Origin of the sequence: Legionella bononiensis, from assembly GCF_016786215.1 — a bacterium.
GTDB classification, from domain to species: Bacteria; Pseudomonadota; Gammaproteobacteria; order Legionellales; family Legionellaceae; genus Legionella; species Legionella bononiensis.
In genome coordinates, this window is sequence record NZ_JADOBG010000022.1 from 411,526 (window position 1) to 430,849 (window position 19,324).

Sequence of the window (19,324 nt, forward strand, 5' to 3'; positions counted from 1 at the left end):
TTTAGGGTCGGTTAAGAAAAATAGACCAACTATCAGGACGTATTATGACACAAATATTCACCGGTGAAGGATTGGGTTTACAAGGTTCCTCTTTAGGCCTAGGCAGTTATGGGCCAAAAGGCGTTGCGGCATTGGGGCAAAGCGGCGAGTCTGTGTACGTCAATGCGGCAAATGGAAACCTGGTTTTGCGCCAATCGGATGGCTTTTTAGCGGATATAGGTTTTGGCCTGGATTTATTTCAAACTTACAATTCCATGGGGGAATCGGGATCGAATTGGCGCTTCAATATGCAATCCAGATTGGAACTTTCCGGTGAGCCCAATACTTCGGGTTCCACAGTAACTCGTATTGCTGAAGACGGCCACAGAAGCCGTTTTATTTTTGATGCCAGCAAACAATCCTATGTGCCAGAAGAAGGGGGTACTGCACGTCTTACTTACAGTCAAAATGGCTGGATGTATCGTGAGGGTGCTCAAAAGACAGTCTGTTATTACAGTCAGGAGGGACAACTCAGCGAAATTCGAGATTTAGATGGCCATAGTGTATCGTTTACCTATGATCATGGACAACTGATCAACATAACAGACAAGAGCGGTAAACAAACCATACGCTGGTTATTTCAAAATGGTTTAGTACGTGAAGTGAAAACCATCAGTGATGGGGTAATCGTGCATGATGTGCATTTTGAATACGATGATCAGCAGCGTTTACATAAAGTAAGCCGCGATTTAGGTCAGGGAAAGATCTTTTGGATTACCTACAATTATGCCGGAGATTCAAACAGAATCAGTGACATTAAACAATCTGATGGAACTGCTCTCCATATCGAATACGATGCTCAAGGCAGAGTAAAAAAACTGGTTGATGGTGAGGGGCGTGTTACGCTTTATGATTATCAATCAGGAAAAACAACAGTAACCAATGGTTTGGGAGAGTCCTGGACTTATTATTATGATGAGCACAACCGATTAACGGGCATTGATGGGCCAGAGCAGTACCGTATTCGTTATTACTATGAAGGAGCTTTATTAAGCTCTATTGTTCAGGGTAATCAGGTTTGGAGGTTTCGTTATAATAACGAAGGTGATTGCATTTGGGCTGAAGAGCCATCAGGTCAGGTGACGCAACGTGTTTATGATTCAGCGCATCATGTGATTTCTGAAACGAAGTATCAACGCTTTGATGGTACTCATCATCCGACTAAACCACAAACGACCCGTTACATTTATGATGAACGAGGTCATTTACGTTTTACAATCGCAGCAGATGGCACGGTTACCGAACGACGTTATGATGAAGAGGGACAATTAGTCAGTACTCGCTGCTATTTACGTGCAGGCTATGATCTGGATTCCATGGGGCAGGATGAGCTTCCTGGTCTGAAGGAATTAGAATCCTGGGTGACCAGGCAAAATCCTCAGGACGTCAGTCTGATAGATTATCGCTACGATTGGCGTGGTCAACTCATTGAAGAAGTGCATTACGCTCAGGTGGATTCACAAGGGCACGGGATTAATTCTGGTGCGCTCAGTACTCGTTGCCGTTATGACGCAGCAGGACGTCTGGTTGAAAAAAGTACTCCTATTAATGGAGAATGGTGTATTACCCAATACCTCTATGATGATTTGGGACGTCTTATTCAAACCATGGATAATCAAAATCACAGTCAACGCTTTGAATACGATGATGCACATCAGCGAGTGATTCAAACCGATGCCAATGGCTTGCAAACCATTCGTCTTTACGACAGAAGTGGTTTACTGCTTTCCGTCATGCGCCTGGACAGTGGCCATGCTTATGGCAGTACGACTTATAAATACGATGCAGCGGGTCGTTTGATTGCCGAAACCGGGGTAGATGGCCTGACTACCTATACCTTTTATGATCATCAGGGGCGTGTACAGGCTCAAGTAAGTTCCAGCGGTCAAATTACAGAAACTCTCTATAATGATGAAGGTTTGATTGTAAAAACCCGTCAGTACGAACAGCGTGTTTCAACCTATGGCTGGTTGGAGCAGATTCCAACTTTTGAGTCGATAAAACCAAAAAATAGTCTCAATGATCGCATCGCTCAGATTGTCTATAACCAGTACAATCAAATCGCGTACCGCATTGACTCTCAGGGGGCAGTGATTGGGTATGAATACAATGCTATGGGGCAAGTGGTTGCTACAACTGCTTTTGCAAAAAGGCTCAGTCCATTTTATCCAGATCAATTACTGACTTGGGACAATATTCATTTGGCTTCAGATGGCGCAGATCGGAAAGTATACTATTATTATGATGCTTTGGGGCAACTGGAAGCCAAACTTGATGGTGAGGGGTATGCCACGGCATATCATTACGACCGCTTGGGGCATCTGATTGAAACGGTCCGTTATGCAAACCCCATTTCAACTCGATTGTGCGGGGATTGGTTGCAGGATAAGCCGAATAATTCAATCAAAGACATTCATACCTATAGCCTTTATGATACCCGAGGCCTTAAGGTAGCCGACATTGATGGCGAAGGATATCTTACGGAATATCGCTATGACTCCAGCGGGTTATTAGTGGAGAAGTGTGCCTACGAGAAGGCTATTGATCTAAGTGTTTTAATTAATGACACAACGACTTTGGATCAGCTCCGGCCGCGAGCACAAAATAATGATCACCATACCACTTATCAATATAATGACCTGGGCTTATTAACCCAGGAAAAAAGTCATACTGGTCTAATAACCACATACGTTTATGATGAAATGGGTCAATTAGTGGTAAAAACCTTAACGGATGAGCAAACTCATTTGGCTAGGCAACAACGCTATCGTTACGATGCTTTGGGGCGAGTCATCCAAAGCTTGAATGAAGTTGGGTGTGCTTTATTGGAAAAAGGGTATCCTTCCCAAGAGCAAATCGAGTTGATTTGGCAAAAGCACAGTAGTTATTTTGAGTACGATAATTCCGGTTTATTGCTGAGTAAAACTAATGCTTTGAAACAGACAACCTGCTATTTTTATAATGAAGGTCGAGAACTGAAGTATACCGTGAACGCTGACGGTGCGGTGATGGAAACCGGTTATAACTCTTTTGGTCAGGTTGCATTCACCAGAGCGTATAGTGCCTATTTAAAAATCAATCCGATGGGGTTAAGCACCGACGAGTTGAGTCATCATGTGCAATTGCTGCAAGACGATCGTTATGATGAATTCACTCGATATGAATACAATACGATTGGCCAGGTCATCGCACAATACAGCGGAAAACGAGGTCTTGTAACTACCCTTTATAATGCTTTTGGTGAAATTGAGTTTACCAGCCAGCGCATTAGTGCCAATAGAGCTATTGATACTGTATTTGAATACGACAAACGCGGCTTGTTAACTCGGCGTATCGACGATTTTGGTGGATTATCAAGGAGTAGCGAACTTCGTTATGATGCTTTTGGTTGGGTGAGTCGAAAGATTGATGGCAAACTGAATCAGATCAGTTTCGTTCTTAATAAACGTGGTGAGCATGTAAGAATCTTCAATGCCAGCAATCAATTAAAAAAAATCAGTTATGATGCGTTTGGCCGAGTGTTAACGGAAACTGATTATACTTCATCAAAAACTATAAAAATATTCAGTTACGACGATAAAAATAAGACTATTTCTTTATCTAATCCTAACGAAAACACGCTTGTTATGACGCAATTTAATTCCTTTGGAGATAAAGTTTCGATAAAAGATGCTAATGGCTATACCACTGATTTTCATTATGATGAACAAGGGCAACTTGTTCGGGTGGATTCTCCTGAAGGGACTTTTAAAGAATATCGGTATGATGAAGCAGGGCATCTTATTTGGCAGCACGATGCGAGTGGACAAATTATTGATTATCGTTACGATGCATCAGGCCATCTCTTGTCGAAAACAGTAGATCCCAATCATTTAAAAATAACAACCCTTTACCAATACGATGCTCTGGGCAGGCAATTGCAAATCACGGATGCTAATGGAGGCATTAAGCAATTTGTGTATGACGATCAAGGCAATTTAATACGAACCTGTGTCGATCCGGATGGTTTGAATTTAGTTACTGAGTTTTCTTATGATGATCGCGGCTTATTACAGAGGCAAACGGAAATTAATACACATGGAGCGAACAAATGTATCGCTTATGAATGGGATAATTTGGGACGACGGACGGCGACTATTAGTGATCCCGACGGCTTGAAACTGATCACGACCTATCAGTATGATGCCAATGACAATCTGGTATGTCAAATTGATGCAAACCACCACAGTACTCATTACATTTATGATGCATTGAATCGTTGCCGTTATCAAATAGATGCTCGAGGCGTAGTTACTGAACATATTTACGATATCAATGGCAATGAAATCGAAACAGTGACATATGCCCAATCCATACCTCAACTGTCGCACTATGACGAAGCCAGTTTAAAGTCTATATTAAAAGAGGACGCGCAGCATGATCACTATCAATTTCGGTTATTTAACACCAATGGTCAAGTGCTTGCAGCCTATGATGGCTTAGGCTATGTAACGACTTATGATTATGACGGTAATGGAAATCTGATCCATACTCGTCAGTATGCCAGCGCTGTATCTCTCGACGAGCTAAAAAACGGGAACAGTCCTGAATCGCCAAAGGATGTGGGGAGAGAAACGCATTACGTGTACGACGGATTAAATCAACTTCGTTTTACCTGCACTAATGATGGATACGTTACGGAATCCCGTTATGATAAGAATGGGCAATTAGTCAGTAACACCAAGTATTTTGAGCGATTGAGTCTGGGTGCTAATGGCCACTACACTTTAGATAACGTTATTCAAAAATTAGAACCCAATCCGCAACGTGATCAAACTACCCGTTATACTTACGATAACGCTGGACGTCTCACTGCAGAACTCAGCGCAGAAGGAATTGCTAAATCGTATCAATACGATAATCTGGGTCAGGTCATATCCAGTACCGTGCATGCTACACGAACCAAGTTTATCAACGGAGAATTGAACTTAATTACCAGCGCCAATGACAGAACCAATCATTTTGTTTATGATGCGGCAGGCCGTGAAGTCTATCGGATTAGCAGTGAAGGCCGGGTGCTTGAACGTCGATACGATGGGGTCGGTAATGTGATTGCCGAATTAACTCATTCAATACCCGTTCATCTGGCTCAATATAATGAAAACGCCATCAAAAATGTGCTGACTCAGGACAAACAAGCCAAAGTTACTGGATATGAATACGATGCCATCGGAAGGCTTCTCACCCAAGTGAATGCTGAACATGGAGTTATTCATTATACTTATGATGCCCAGGGTAATGTATTAAGTAAAACAGAAGCCAATCAGGCCGTATGGACTTATCAGTATGATGAAGCCAATCAGCTCATAGAAACCCGATCGCCCAGTATCAAGGTAACCACGGCACGAAGTCAAGAATGGCGTTCCATAGTAACGCGCAACAGTTACGACAGCTTTGGTAATCTAATCGCAGTTATTCGAGATGCCGAAGGTCAAAAGCAAACAGTGCTTTATGAATATGACACTAACAATCATAAAATAAAAACGCTTTATCCGGACGTCAAAGTGAATGGCTCTACTGCTCAAGCATCCAACCAAAGGCAAGAAATCACTCAGACTTTGTTTGAGGAAATTCAATACAATGCCTTTGGTGAAGTCATCGCAAGCAGTGATAAAGCAGGCAACTGGAAGCACTATGCTTATGATAACCAAGGTTTATTAGTTTATAGCCTCGATACCCAGGGTGGCTTAACTTATTATCAGTATAACTCCTTAGGCCAAGTCATCAGTAAAACGCTTTATGCCAATCGACTGGAGGTAAGCAAAAACTTTGACTACACCATAGGTAATATCAGTAATGCCTTGAGCACAAGCCGTTACGACCGGCATGAATTCTATGTTTATAATCTGGATAATCAGGTCATCGAAGTCAGTCGTGATCCGGTTCTAATGTATAATCCCAAAACCGGTCGTTATGATAAAACCATCAGCCCTACTACAAAAACGCTTTACAATGCCTTTGGTGAAGTCATTCAATCTTCAGTACGAATCAATGAATCCGAATGGGCTGAGACTTACACTTACTATGATAACGAAGGGCATCCAACGGCAGTCATTGATCCCGAAGGATATGTAACCACTTACCAATACACTGTGTTCGGTGACCTGGAAACCATGACCGAATACGCGTTGGCTGCCCGTGCTTGGGATACGGAGCATTTCACTCCGGGTCAAACCAGTTCCAAAGATAGAACGGTTACTTACACCTATGATGCTTTAGGACAATTAACTGCTAAAACCTTAAAACAAGTGCGTTATGAGCGCTTGAAATCAGGTACTAACTCCTACGAAACATTCACGGGTGATCTCACCACGACCTACAGTTACGATGCGCTTGGCCACTTAACATCCACAACTGACGCAAAAGGCAATACAGCGTATTGCTACTATGATGAGTTAGGTCAGTTGATTGCCAAGGTTGCCCCTAAAACTCAGGAAGGTCGAGCAGCGACAACCTATTCTTATGATGCCTTGGGTCATTTGGTAGAAACACGACGCTGGGCGCAGGGCGCTATTGAAGCGGATGAGACCCACTTTTTATTAAAGGGTGCTTCCACTCTGGATGTTGTAACTAGACAGGAATACGATAACCAAGGTCAACTTGTTGTACAGACGGATGGGATAAACCATCAGGTGAATTACAGCTATGATGCTAATGGCAACCTGGCACGCAGTTGGCAGACTTTAAAACAGGCTGATGGCAGCATTTTGATTCAAGATAAACGATACACCTATGACAGCGAAAAGCATCTGTTGCAAACCTCGACGTTTAAAAATTCAGGTGATCTACATACTGAAGACTTACAATACAACACCTTTGGTGAAATGGTAGCCAAAGGCAATAACGGCCAATATAAGACACATTACGATTATGACAATCTGGGTCGTGTTTGGCGGTCAAACAGTCAGGGTTATTATCAGATTTTTGTTTATGACTTAACCGATAACGTCACTCAAGTGGTTACTTCGAGCAATATTTTTAGTGCCGAGAAGAACCGACATGGATTAGATTTATCGGATGAAGCTTTTGAACGAGAGGTGAGTTTTGATCAGGATCGTTTTCAATATGAATTACAAAGACAGAGCAATATTTACGATAAGTCAGGTCGTTTGATAGGCCAAAGAAAGGAGTATGGTGTTAACACATCCGCACAGGGCAAAGAAGTGTATTTACAAAATGCCAGCCAATCCCAAACAGTAGATCGCTGGGGAAATATGCTGACTTACACCAATGCGCTGGGGCAGATCACCTGTTACGAATACAATGCATTTAACCAGGTGATTAAACAGGAATTGCCTGAAGTGAAGGTGGTTGATGAACATGGCGTAGGGCGATTGTTAAAGCCTATTAATTTATACGCTTATGATGAATTAGGTCTGGCTATAGCTATGGTTGATGCCAATGGCCATGCGGTGAGCAAAGAGTATGATGCCTTGGGTCGTGTGATAACAGAGCGTGATGCCAAAGGGAATAAGCGTACCCGGCAGTACAATTTATTGGAACAGTTAACCAATTTGACCAATGAGCTGGGAGGCGTAACGAGTTACACCTACGATCAGGCCAATCGTTTGGTCGCAGTCAACACGCCTAAAACGCATCAACAGTATGAGTATGATGAAGCGGGTGAATTAATTAAACAAGTTAATGGTGAGAAAGAGACGAGCAGTTTTTGGTATGATGCCGTTGGCAATCAAATCAAACGTCGAGATGCTCGTGGTTTGGAAACCAGCTACGAATATGATGATGCTGGCCACAAGACTAAAGAAACAGATGCCAATGGACGCAGTCAGTCATGGGTTTATGACGAGCAGGGCAGGTTAAAGCAGCACGTTGATTTAGGAGGGCATGTTACATCTTACGACTACAATACAAATGGATTGTTGCTTGAAGAAACTTCCACCACAGGAAAACACATTAAATACCATTATCAAGGCGATGGGGCACTGATTCAATACGTGGATGAAGCGCTTAAAGAAACAGTCACTTACACCTATGATGCTGAAGGTCAGATGACCAGTAAAGAGTCTGCTCGAGGCGATACTCTTGACGACGGCTGGATAAGGGAAACAGACCATTATCAATATGATGCATTAGGACGATTGGTTCAGGTCAGGCGCAGAAATCCTCAGGATACAGACAAGCGTTTTCCAGATAAAGACCATGCCTTATTGTCCATTGATTATGAGTATGACGGGGTGGGGAATATCCGTCATACCCAGGTCCGCGCGAATTATACAAAGTATGATGCAGTGCAGAGTGATGATTATTACCTGTTTGATGAAAACAATCGCATGACGGTGAACAAAGGGCAATTAGTCAATGGCCAGATCATGATGACCAGCACCCAGGGCAGTACCTCAACTTATGATGCGGCGGGCAATATCCAGACTGCTTCGAAGTATGAGCATGGTGAATTGCAAAATTATCTTTATGTCTATAACAACGACAATCAATTGGAATTGATTCAAAAGAATAATGTTAATCTCCAATCTCGATTTTATGATGAAGCAGGACGGGTTATTCAGGAGAACAGTTTTGATGCAAAGGGTAATTTATCGCAAAAAAACATCATGTCTTATGATAAGGGTTTGTTAAAGGCGCAAAGTACGTTGAATAGCAGTGGCATTGAAGTATCAAAAACGACTTTTGAACACGATAATGTGGGGAATTTAACTGAATTAAAGACACGGACAAACAGCCAGGGCTCCACGTTAGGTTCTACCCTGACTCACCAATACAGTTATGAACTTTGGGATAACTACCAACAAATCCTGGATAAAGCGACTCAAGTTGTTGACCAGGGTGGAGTAAGCACAGGAAAGAGCACAAAAGCCTATGATATAAACGGCCAGTTAAAAGAATCAATAGACGAGCAAAGCAGCAACAAAACGTATTATCTGAACAGTGGTGTGGAGGGGATTAAAGGACGAAAAGACAAAGACGGTCAAACCAGTTATTTGACTGTTGCCGGAAAAACCATAGGTGATTTACGCGTGGACAATTCAGGCAAACAGCATCTTACGGTCTATGGAGGATTCACTCCATCGGGAAGTCAGCAAAAAGCAGCAGAGACTACTACTAAATCTACGTGGCAACGTGGGGCGGGCATGCGGACCACCAGTAACTTTTTAGACCGTACTCCAGGAGAAAATGCGGATGGAATATTGCCGGAAGCACCACAAGATAATTTAGGCGCCTACACCGTACAAACTGGAGATACTTTGGAGCGTATTGCTATGCAAGTGTATGGAGACAGCAGCTTATGGTATGTCCTGGCCGATGCCAACGGCATCACGGATAAAAATGCGATTGCAGGAAGCAGCAGTCAACTTCACGTCGGACAGCGTTTGAACATCCCGCCTGTTTCCACCGGTCAGCAGCACACCGATGGGACACACAAGGTACTGAATGCCTATGAGGTTTTAGGCAACACCAGTGCTACAACCAAAAGCCCAATGATCAGGTCAGCTCCACCGCCACTACCGAAAAGACACAATGGACTCTTTTCGAAAATTGTGGTGGGCATTATCGCCGTAGTAGCCACGGTGATGACGGCCGGGATTGTGGGTGCATTAGCTGGCGCTGCCATTAGCGGTGGCGGAGGCTTATTTTCTTTAGGTATGGGCATATTGGGAGGTACTGCTACAGCGAGTCTCGGAGCCACCCTTGCGGCAGGGTTTACGGCCGGTTTTGTGGGCAGCATTGCCAGTCAGGGAGTAGCTAAAACACTGGGAATGCAAGAAGGAATAAATTTCAAAGGCGCTTTAATCTCAGGTCTTGCCACTGCAGCAACAGGAGGGTTTTTACGAGGATTAAATGGCAGCCAGGCCTATAAAGATTTTGTAACGGCCTCGGATAATCTATCGGTTTCAAAAAACTTCAGTATTTCAAGCGCTGCCCAAATGATGGAACAAAACACCTTAAGCCAGGGCATCAGCCTAGCCTTACAAAAACACCAGCATTTTGACTGGGAACAGCTAGGAGCAGCAGGGATTACCGGAGGACTGATGGGCAGCACAACGGGAAAAAATATAACCAACAAATTAAACAAACTGGACAAGGGCACCGGTATCATCACTTCAGAAGCCAAGTCAGTAGTCCATGGAGGAGCCGAAGCCGTAGCGAAAGGCGAACATTTTAACGCGGTAGATGTTGTAACGGATAACTTAGGTAGTGCCGCGGGTGACGCACTGGTTGGTTTAGCCGGATCACGTGAATTACCTGAACCCCAAAAGAGTGAGCTAACGGATGAGTTGTATTTAACAGACAATGTTCTTGATATGATCCATCCCGAGAGGACTGCAAAGTTGGTGCTTCAGAACTATCTTGCAACAGTGATGAGCGGAAGTGGAGGATATGAATCGTCTTCTGACCTTCTTGGAACTAAACAAGCACAATATTTAGGTAATTATCAAAGTTTATCATTTGACTCAGATTTGTTTCAATTGGGTAATAGTGAATCGGATAAAAATAATTTTGAGAATAAAGTGTATTGGAGTGCAAAAGAGCATGGTAAGAAAGGATTTGTTGGTGATTCTAAAGTAGGCTTTGATGCTATGGGACTAAATATAATTGACCCTATATTAAGCTTATCAGCAGAGGAAATATGGAATATTAGAGCATTTCAAGGAGAGCCTATTCCTAATAAAAAAGCAGGACGGGTTGATGCTATTGAACGGTTTGTTGGTTTTGATAGAAAAGAATGGAATAATTTATCGGAAAAACAAATGAGTGCTAATTTAGATAATCTGCAACAACATGTATTGACTGCTCATAAAAACTATCCGAATGTGCCTATTGAATTCATCAACGCAGTTATTTTTCATGAAAGTAAGGGTGCATGGAATGCAATATCTCCGACGGGTGCTTTAGGAGTGATGCAACTTACTGCGGATAATTATTATAAAGGGCAAAATGCAAATTTTAACCCCTTTAATGTAGGGAAATCAATTAATTATGGAGTAGGAATGTTAAGTGGATATTTAAAAAAATTCGGTTCAACTCAAGATGGAATCAATAAGTCTCTTGCGGCTTATAATCAGGGATTAGGTCATGTATCTAAGGCAATAAATGAACATGGTACCAATTGGGTGAATCACATTAATAAAGATGGTAAGAGTTATATAGAGAGTATTGAGCTCATCCGAACAAATAGAAAAAAAATACCGGGATATTTTGGAGAAAAAAGATGAGGATTTATTGTCTATTAATTGGGCTTTTTTTCAGTATTGAGCTTTATGGAGATACTCCCAAGCCTTGTGAGGCAGTGGGTTTTGATAAGCTAATAAAATATATTACTGTTTCAGATGGGCATATGTTATTTGCTACTGCTGATGGGGAGCGTAATATGATTAAACTATTTAAAAAGTGCATTCATACTGCAGCTGTTTGTATTGTTCAAGTTGATATGAAAAGCAATAACTGGAAGAGAAGAAAAAATTGGATAAATGAGCAATTGATACCGCCTGTTGATGAAGATTTTGATCCTGTAAAGGGAGAGCTTGTTTTTGGTTTGTTACAGTATGTTGATAAAAAAAATAACGAGTCAGTTTGCATTGTAGCAAAAAATAGTTTTGCTCATGCGATTCCCTGGTACGGTAGAAGTTGGGTTGTAACTGAACAAGATATAAAAGATTATGAGATTTATGGTTCACAGTTTCATATAGCAATGACGCCTAATAGTTTATATAAGGCATTATTACAAGCCCATCAAGAAGCAGTGATACAGGTTAAAAAGGATGAACTTGAGAAAGAAAAAAAAATTGAAGCTGCTCAAAAAATGTTGGAAGAGGGCTCCGATCCCGATTTTGTTTCTAAATTAACTGGTGTACCGCTGGAGAGCATCAGGTTAATACAACGTTTGGGTAATTGATAGCCAACAAGGAGCATGGAATGCAGCTATCCTGGGAGTATGCTCAAAGGGTTGTATTCCAGGTTTTCATTTTACTACCATAGCTCAACTAACCCGTATAAAATTCCATTCAAAGGAAATCCAACTTCATAAACAACTATGGTTTACTTTCGCAGAGATTTTACACCTGGCGGTACTTATTTTTTTACTCTTGCTTTGAGAAATCGGAACTCACCAATATTAACCAATCATATTGACCTGTTGGGTGAGTCATTTCGAAGAATAAAACAAAAATATCCTCACCCTTGATCCCTCTCCCCCACGCTGCGCGCGAGGGAGAGGGGAGAACGTTGGTATTTTGATAAAATTAGAAGCGATTAGTTACTTTTTATTAAATTACTTTTTATTAAAATTGATATGTTCCACGCCTCTTTCCTGAAGGCAACACTCTGCGTTTTTTGCAGAGCTAAGCCCTGCTGTGATATTATTTTACCAAATTTTAAGCACTTGTTTTTTATGACTATAAATCTGGAAAAACTGTCTTCAAGTATCCTGATTCGCGAGCCGACCCTGCATGATGAAGAACACTTCGTGACTACTATGGCACGCAGTCAATCATTGCATCATCCTTACTTAAAAGCGCCGAGTACTTCACAGGAATTTCAAGATTATTATCTTAAATACCAACAAACGAACAATAAAAGTTATTTAGCACTAAATAAAGACCACTTAATCATTGGTGTCTTTAATATAAATGACATGGTGCATGGAGTATTTCAAAGTGCTTACATGGGGTATTTTGCTTCAATCGATTTTGCTGGACAAGGATTGATGAGCAAAGCATTAAAATTAGTTCTGCATCGCGTATTCACCCAATTAAACCTTCACCGGATAGAGGCAAACATCCAACCAACCAATAAAGCATCAATCCATCTGGCTACCAAAAATGGCTTTCAAGAAGAAGGATATTCACCCAGATATCTCAAAATAAATGAAATCTGGTGTGACCATATCCGATTCGCATTAACTTATGAAGACTGGATTACCCTTTAACTGATACCTGAATTGTAAGAGGTCACGTGGGAATGGTGAATCTTGGTTGAACGAAAAAAATTCCCAGAAAAGCGAAACATAGGTGGCTATGTGAGCATTTTCCGGGATGCTTTTCGTTCAAGATGGACCAAGATAGGAACTTTGAATTAAGTTAATGTAGACATATCAATAACAAAACGATATTTAACATCGCCTTGTTCCAATCGTTTAAATGCCGTATTGATTTCGTCCATTCGAATCAGCTCAATATCTGCGGTAATGTGATGCTCGGCACAAAAATCTAACATTTCCTGCGTATCTTTTATTCCACCAATCAATGACCCACTGACACTCAAGCGCTTAAAAATCATCGGCAGTAATGGAAGTTCCATTGGCTCAGGCGGCAACCCCACTTGCGTGAATTGTCCACCAACCTTAAGAAGGTTCAGATAGCGATTCATATCATGTTTGGCTGATACGGTATCAAGAATAAAATCATATTGATTGGCCAGGGCATGCATGGCTTGTTCATCAGTCGATAATACAACATCTGAAGCGCCCAACTGTTTTGCTGCATCAACTTTATTTGGAGAAGTAGTGAATACGGTAACGTATGCGCCCATAGCATGAGCCAATTTAACAGCCATGTGCCCTAGACCGCCTAATCCTACGATTCCTATTTTACTTCCTTTTCCTACCTGAGCTCTTTTCAATGGAGTATAGGTAGTGATGCCGGCACACAACAAGGGTGCAGCAGCTGCCGGATCCATTGATTTATTGATTCGTAATACGAAATCCTGGGTTACTACGATCTTTTTGGAATAACCTCCATAGGTCACTCCGCCAGAATGTAGGTCTTTAGTGTTATAAGTCTGCGTGTTCCCAGCCAAGCAGTATTGTTCTTCATGGTTGTCACAATTAGGACAATGACGGCAGGAATCAACCATACACCCAACCCCAACCAGATCACCCACAGCAAAACGAGTGACATCAGATCCGACGGCAGTGACCCGCCCGATAATTTCATGCCCGGGTACCATAGGATATTGAGAAAAGCCCCAATCATTATTCACCTGATGGATGTCTGAATGACAAATGCCACAAAATAAAATATCTATGGCTACATCATTAGCATCCGGCTCACGACGTTCAAAATCAAAGCGTTGTAAGGGAGCGCCCCTTTGAAGCGCGGCATAACCAATTGTTGCTGACATAATCTGTCCTTACACTGAAAAAAGTTAAATAAACTGCGTTAAGAGCGGTTGACAACTACTCTACAATCCAATCGTGGCACGTCATTTACGCGAGCATGCCACAAATAAGGGTCAACAGCCTATAACCCGTCTGTAAACTCATAATGATTTAAAACTATAGACCTAATTACAGTATCGATCCAGCCAACATTCTCCATATGAATCACAAACTTCAACTTCCTCACAGACCGGAACGTAATATCGTTGTACAGGAACATTGATCACAACATTTGGAACAACAATCGATGGGCCAATACCATAGTAATAACCTCGATCATAATATGGGTAACCACCTGGATAGGGATAACCACCGGGGTTATATACCGTTATGTCTTCGCCGTGATAATGGACATTACCACCACCAAAACCAACGCGTACTGCGCCCCCATTCCAGGCCTGACTGGCAGTACAGACAAGCACACCCAGCACAAGCCCACAAATTCTTCGCGCAGTGCTCTTGATATACATCATGATGTTCACCTTCTTTTTATTTTTATTATTAAAGACCTGTTAACAGTTCATCAAGTCAGATGATTCAACAACCTTACGTACTGCAATTTGTCCGCAGAATCCAGGAGATCCCTGGATGGCGCTGACAATCCGCACTACGTGGGGTTTGTACGCTATAATTCGTTTTTTTTGGCAGCTTTCGGAACCCTACACCCCCTGTTCTAAAACCTTTTATTTTTGATGGTAATTACGAATTTTTTTATCCGTAGTGTATTGGGAAAGTGAATAAACAGCCCAAAGAGCAGCAGGTACCCATCCAATAAGCGTGAGTTGTAATAGCAGGCAGATGATACCCTGAATAGGTCGTCCAATAGTAAAAAATACCGTAAAAGGTAAAAATATAGCTAGAAAGAGACGCACGGTACATCCTTACAAACGAAAAGAGTTCTTATTGATCTAATTGTAATCACTTGATATTTGATAATCAATGAGTTAAAGACAAAATATCCGCAGGGACTACGGGTATTCCATCTATAATCCGCGTGAAAGCAAGGGAGCCATTAATTAAGCACAATGAGGTGCTCATTGAATGCATGAATTACTGCCTTCGCATGGATGACATGCAAAATATGAACAAAAATTAACCAAAAATACACTATAATTTAAAATATCTATGCGATAAAAATCGGAGACAACATGTATAAGCTAACTCAAATTGAAGGCATAGGACCGAAATTTGCCGCCATGCTGAAACAGGCTGGTATTGAAGATCAGGAAGAGCTATTACGCACATGCAGCAGCCGAAGAGGAAGGTTGAAGTTAGCAGAACAAACAGGAATCAGTCATAAACTAATTCTGAAATGGACTAATCAGGCCGATTTGGCACGTGTTGACGGAATCAGTGAAGAATTCGCCGAGTTACTGGAGAAGGCTGGGGTAGATTCAATCCCGGAGCTGGCTCATCGCAATCCAGAACACCTTTATTCTGTGTTAAAAGAAAAAAATGAGGTCAGCCATCTCGTACGACACATTCCCGGACTCCCTCAAGTAATGAACTGGATAGAGGAAGCAAAAAAACTGCCCAAAAAGGTATTCCATTGATGTCTTGGCAGAAATTAATTCAGAAAAAAGCATCCGATTTAAATCTGTATATTATTGAATATTTAATCATTTAATTTCTGATAAATAGGTGGCATATAAAACATAAATATAAACCAAACTTAATAATTACTTAACACTTTGTTGCTATAATCACTCTATTACATATTTGGAACACATTGCCCATGCCTACATTTTATCAAGGTAAAGAACTTACTCGCTATAAAGAAAAGTCTGGTGGAAAAAATAAGAGTGAAGTAGATGGCTTTTATGAAAACAGCGATCACGAGCGATTTTTTATCAAAAAACCTGCTGATAAGAGTGAATTGTTTACCGAATTATTTGCCGGTTTATTGCTCAATGAATTCAAAAATCGCAAATTAATAAGTGAGGTTTATTTTCCCTCACTCATTTGTGCCGATGTCATTCAATTTGATGATGGCTCATACGGCTTGATCCAACCCTTGGTCGCTTTTGACGAATTACATAAAATTATTGGTACCAGTTATACTGATGGAAGTGATAGAGACCCATTAAAAGAAGCACTAGCCGGGCCTAATTACTATACATCCGTTACCAAGTTAGGCGAATCTTTTGGTCTATCGATAGCGTTGATGTTTTCCTTATTACTCGGAGCCCACAGCGTTCATAGTGGAAACATTGTCGCGCTCAAAGGGGATGAGAAATCCACCAGCTTACAATTCGGCCGAATTGACTGGGGTGACGCGTTTCGTAATTTTGCCCATAAAGAAAATAATACGGATATTCTGTACGCTTATGAAAACCGAGGCGTATTCAATTATAAAAGGTTTACAAAAGACTACTTCCTCAATTTCAAGAAAATCAATGGACTATTTCCTGCAATGGCTGAAAAAGCTAAAGAATTACTCCCTAAAGTGCCGAAAGATATTCTGCTGGATATGGTGGTCAGCGCATTGAAAAAAATCCCGTCCGATTTCATTAATCAAACAGCCAAAGATAAATTAGCAAGCGATATGTATATGCCTTCGTTCAAAGAGGTACAATTGGGTTCAGAAGCTCATATTGATACTTTTGCGACAGAAATGGCCAATTTACTAGAACAACGTATGACTAAAATCACTGAATTAAAGGATATTGTCGTACAAGAAATCCCAGAAAATATGTATGCCAGCGTTATTCATATACCACCTTATACACTTACATTTAAGGAAACTACTTCATTCCCCGATATAATAAAACAATGGAGCAGTTCAATTCGTCCCGGTGTCACGATTGATATCTCTGGGTTGAACCTTGCAAATCTGGCGAAGGTATTTAATGGTCATGTTTCAGATCTCGCCAATAGCTGCGAATCCACTAACCAATGGGCACATACCCTCTCCAATAATTACAATATATTCCAGCCCTATGATATGGGTCAGGGTGAGCAAATCCACGGCCATGCTTTCGTTCCACAATATAAAGAAAGCACCATATTACGCCGATTATTTTCGATGGATCCCCATACGCTTAGTACACCAAGATTTGCAGCCTTTGAGAAAGCAATCCAAAATTATTCAAAAGAACATACCGAATCTGAATGGGTGAAAATACAAACAATGTTAGGTCTTGGGCAAGAACTAATAATGCTCCTTAATATAATCAACCAAACCCGAAAGTTTGGTATGGAAGAAGAAGTCAGCCAGAATATTGAACGTTTTAAAACGAATCTGGCTGCGTTCCTGATAGCAGAAGCTGAAGTTCGTCATTTATTCGAGAATCCAGGAGTATCCCCGCAAAAAGAACCTAATCACGAAAGTACCTTTTTTTATCCTGTAGAGGACATCGAGTTAAATCAAATGACTGGCGATCAACTGGCTACTATATACCTGGAAGAGATGAATGAGGTTGTTCCGAGCCAATTAATCGTGCGCATCATAAAAAATGATACCTTGTGGCATCGAATGAATCAGGCTTTTGATAGTGGTGTCTATAATCCAAGACTTGACAGTCCTAAAGAAAAGATAGCAAAAGCTCGTGAATGGAGGCAATTATTTGAAATAGAACATGCGCACACAGCGCAACACATCAGAGTCTTGGAACAACAGACCGTTCTACTAAATAAAGAAGTAAAAGAAAAATCAGAAGAAGCGAAAAATCTGAATAGTGACTTGCAGCAACAAAAAGAAGCAACTCAGGGGCTATTAAAGAAAGTAGAGCAATTAGAACAACAACAATCAGAGTTTCACGCCATTAAAAAAGAAATAGCACGTTTAAAACCGGAAATTGAATTACTCCAACACCAGTTAGACAAAGCAGCAAAAACAGAATTGTCGGTTTTAAGAGAACACTCTGAAGAAATCAGTTCGCTCAATCAAAAGATCAGCGAAAAAGAATCGCGTATTACCCAATTAGAGGAGCAGTTACAAACCCTGCAAAAAGTAAATACTGAACTTCAAGCCGAGGTTAAAAAGGAACAACAGGGAAAAATACACGCAGAACAATCTGCTGAGTTAGTTAAAAAGGAACTGGACAAATTAAGTCCAGAATTAAGTCGGCTGCAACACGAATTAACAACTGCGACACAGCAGGGTTCTCTTTTATCCAGCGAACAAGTGCAAAAAATTGAAGCGCTTGGTAGCCAGTTAAAGACCAATCAAGTGTTATTAAAACAAGCACATGAAGAATTAAAACAATTAGATGAACTCAATAAAACCCTCCATTCCGAACTAAGTCAGCTGAAAGAAGGCAAAACAATGGCTGAACACTCTGCTCAGAAACTGACAGAGGAACTCAAAACGCTAAAAATCCAAATGGAACAACTGCACCTTCAACTGTCTGAAAAAGACCGCTCTATTTCAGAACTGCAACAACAAAGAACCGTTACATCTCCTGTAGATAAACCTCTGGTAGCAGCCGATCTCCCGTCAACTGAATCTGTAAGGAGTAAGGAGCAGGATGAATTAATTCAACAGCAGTTAAAAAAGGAAATTGCATTACTTCAAGAAGAGCTGAAGAAACGTAAAGCACAGACAAATCCTTTAGATGAACTGATTCAATTAAATTCCATAGCACAACAAAAGTATAAAACTGCTTTAGAACATAATAAACCGATTAATTTTGCTCGCCTGGAACGAATGGCTCCCGTGCTCCTTCAAGTAAATAATATCGAAATGAAAGCGGCCAAACTGGCTAAAAGAAATGAAACCGAGGCAGCTGCTGCCGCGTTAAATCTTGCTTCACAAATTCGTACAGAAATAAAAGAATATGCCGAGAGTGACGAGCAAAATGAACAGCTTGCTTTGAACAATTTTAAAATCAAGGCAGGACGCCACATTGATGCATCAAAAAACACATTGATTCAGCATAGGGAAGAGTGGAAATACATCCTGGCCAATATCACTGTAGGAATACTTCTGCTTGGAATCGGTTATGCTGCCGCAATACTGATTAATAAACAAGTAACAGGTCATTATACATTCTTTAGTAAAACAGACAGCATCAAACAAGTGGAGCAATTAAACGAAAGTATCGTCTCAAATGACATAAAACCCCTCAGTGGTGGCTGAACCATTTAAACCTCAACTCAGGGGTATATACT

8 protein-coding genes are annotated in these 19,324 nt (G+C 41.1%); 5 read left to right on the plus strand and 3 right to left on the minus strand.

What is annotated here, in order from left to right; all coding sequences use genetic code 11:
• The first annotated feature begins 44 nt into the window (after nucleotides 1–44).
• The 3 genes from IZU94_RS15375 to IZU94_RS15385 all read left to right on the plus strand — a co-directional run bounded on the left by IZU94_RS15375 (nucleotide 45) and on the right by IZU94_RS15385 (nucleotide 12,982).
• The gene (locus IZU94_RS15375) at nucleotides 45–11,270 is read left to right on the plus strand and encodes a transglycosylase SLT domain-containing protein (RefSeq protein ID WP_203112619.1); all 11,226 of its coding nucleotides are present in this window, start codon (nucleotides 45–47) and stop codon (nucleotides 11,268–11,270) included.
• Entirely contained in the window at nucleotides 11,267–11,950 is a 684-nt protein-coding gene (locus IZU94_RS15380; protein WP_203112621.1) for a hypothetical protein, read from the plus strand. Before IZU94_RS15375 ends, IZU94_RS15380 begins: the two co-directional genes overlap by 4 nt.
• Nucleotides 11,951–12,445: 495 nt before the next feature.
• Complete coding sequence (locus tag IZU94_RS15385; RefSeq protein WP_203112623.1) at nucleotides 12,446–12,982, plus strand: GNAT family N-acetyltransferase; 537 nt, start codon at nucleotides 12,446–12,448, stop codon at nucleotides 12,980–12,982.
• Nucleotides 12,983–13,128: 146 nt separating this feature from the next.
• Here the strand turns inward: IZU94_RS15385 and IZU94_RS15390 are convergent, their stop codons facing one another.
• From IZU94_RS15390 to IZU94_RS15400, 3 genes are all read right to left on the minus strand, one after another.
• Nucleotides 13,129–14,175: an NAD(P)-dependent alcohol dehydrogenase gene (locus tag IZU94_RS15390; RefSeq protein WP_203112625.1), complete on the minus strand. Its 1,047-nt coding sequence runs from the start codon at nucleotides 14,173–14,175 to the stop codon at nucleotides 13,129–13,131.
• Between the two features lie 162 nt (nucleotides 14,176–14,337).
• The gene (locus IZU94_RS15395; protein WP_238400287.1) at nucleotides 14,338–14,685 is read right to left on the minus strand and encodes a hypothetical protein; all 348 of its coding nucleotides are present in this window, start codon (nucleotides 14,683–14,685) and stop codon (nucleotides 14,338–14,340) included.
• A 210-nt stretch (nucleotides 14,686–14,895) separates the two neighbouring features.
• Nucleotides 14,896–15,084, minus strand: a complete 189-nt coding sequence (locus tag IZU94_RS15400; RefSeq protein ID WP_203112627.1) for a YqaE/Pmp3 family membrane protein — start codon at nucleotides 15,082–15,084, stop codon at nucleotides 14,896–14,898.
• A gap of 276 nt (nucleotides 15,085–15,360) precedes the next feature.
• On the opposite strand from IZU94_RS15400, the gene IZU94_RS15405 reads away from it, so the two are divergent.
• Nucleotides 15,361–15,765: a DUF4332 domain-containing protein gene (locus IZU94_RS15405; protein ID WP_203112630.1), complete on the plus strand. Its 405-nt coding sequence runs from the start codon at nucleotides 15,361–15,363 to the stop codon at nucleotides 15,763–15,765.
• A gap of 182 nt (nucleotides 15,766–15,947) precedes the next feature.
• Nucleotides 15,948–19,292 (plus strand): LepB GTPase-activating domain-containing protein, encoded by a 3,345-nt coding sequence (locus IZU94_RS15410; RefSeq protein WP_203112638.1) that lies wholly within the window; start codon nucleotides 15,948–15,950, stop codon nucleotides 19,290–19,292.
• The last annotated feature ends 32 nt before the right edge of the window (nucleotides 19,293–19,324 follow it).

What these genes read in the sequence shown, in the direction of transcription:
- IZU94_RS15385 (WP_203112623.1), top strand. Translation starts at nt 12,446, where the DNA reads ATGACTATAAATCTGGAAAAACTGTCTTCAAGTATCCTGATTCGCGAG.
- IZU94_RS15380 (WP_203112621.1), top strand. Translation starts at nt 11,267, where the DNA reads ATGAGGATTTATTGTCTATTAATTGGGCTTTTTTTCAGTATTGAGCTT.
- IZU94_RS15395 (WP_238400287.1), bottom strand. Translation starts at nt 14,685, where the DNA reads ATGATGTATATCAAGAGCACTGCGCGAAGAATTTGTGGGCTTGTGCTG.
- IZU94_RS15390 (WP_203112625.1), bottom strand. Translation starts at nt 14,175, where the DNA reads ATGTCAGCAACAATTGGTTATGCCGCGCTTCAAAGGGGCGCTCCCTTA.
- IZU94_RS15410 (WP_203112638.1), top strand. Translation starts at nt 15,948, where the DNA reads ATGCCTACATTTTATCAAGGTAAAGAACTTACTCGCTATAAAGAAAAG.
- IZU94_RS15405 (WP_203112630.1), top strand. Translation starts at nt 15,361, where the DNA reads ATGTATAAGCTAACTCAAATTGAAGGCATAGGACCGAAATTTGCCGCC.
- IZU94_RS15375 (WP_203112619.1), top strand. Translation starts at nt 45, where the DNA reads ATGACACAAATATTCACCGGTGAAGGATTGGGTTTACAAGGTTCCTCT.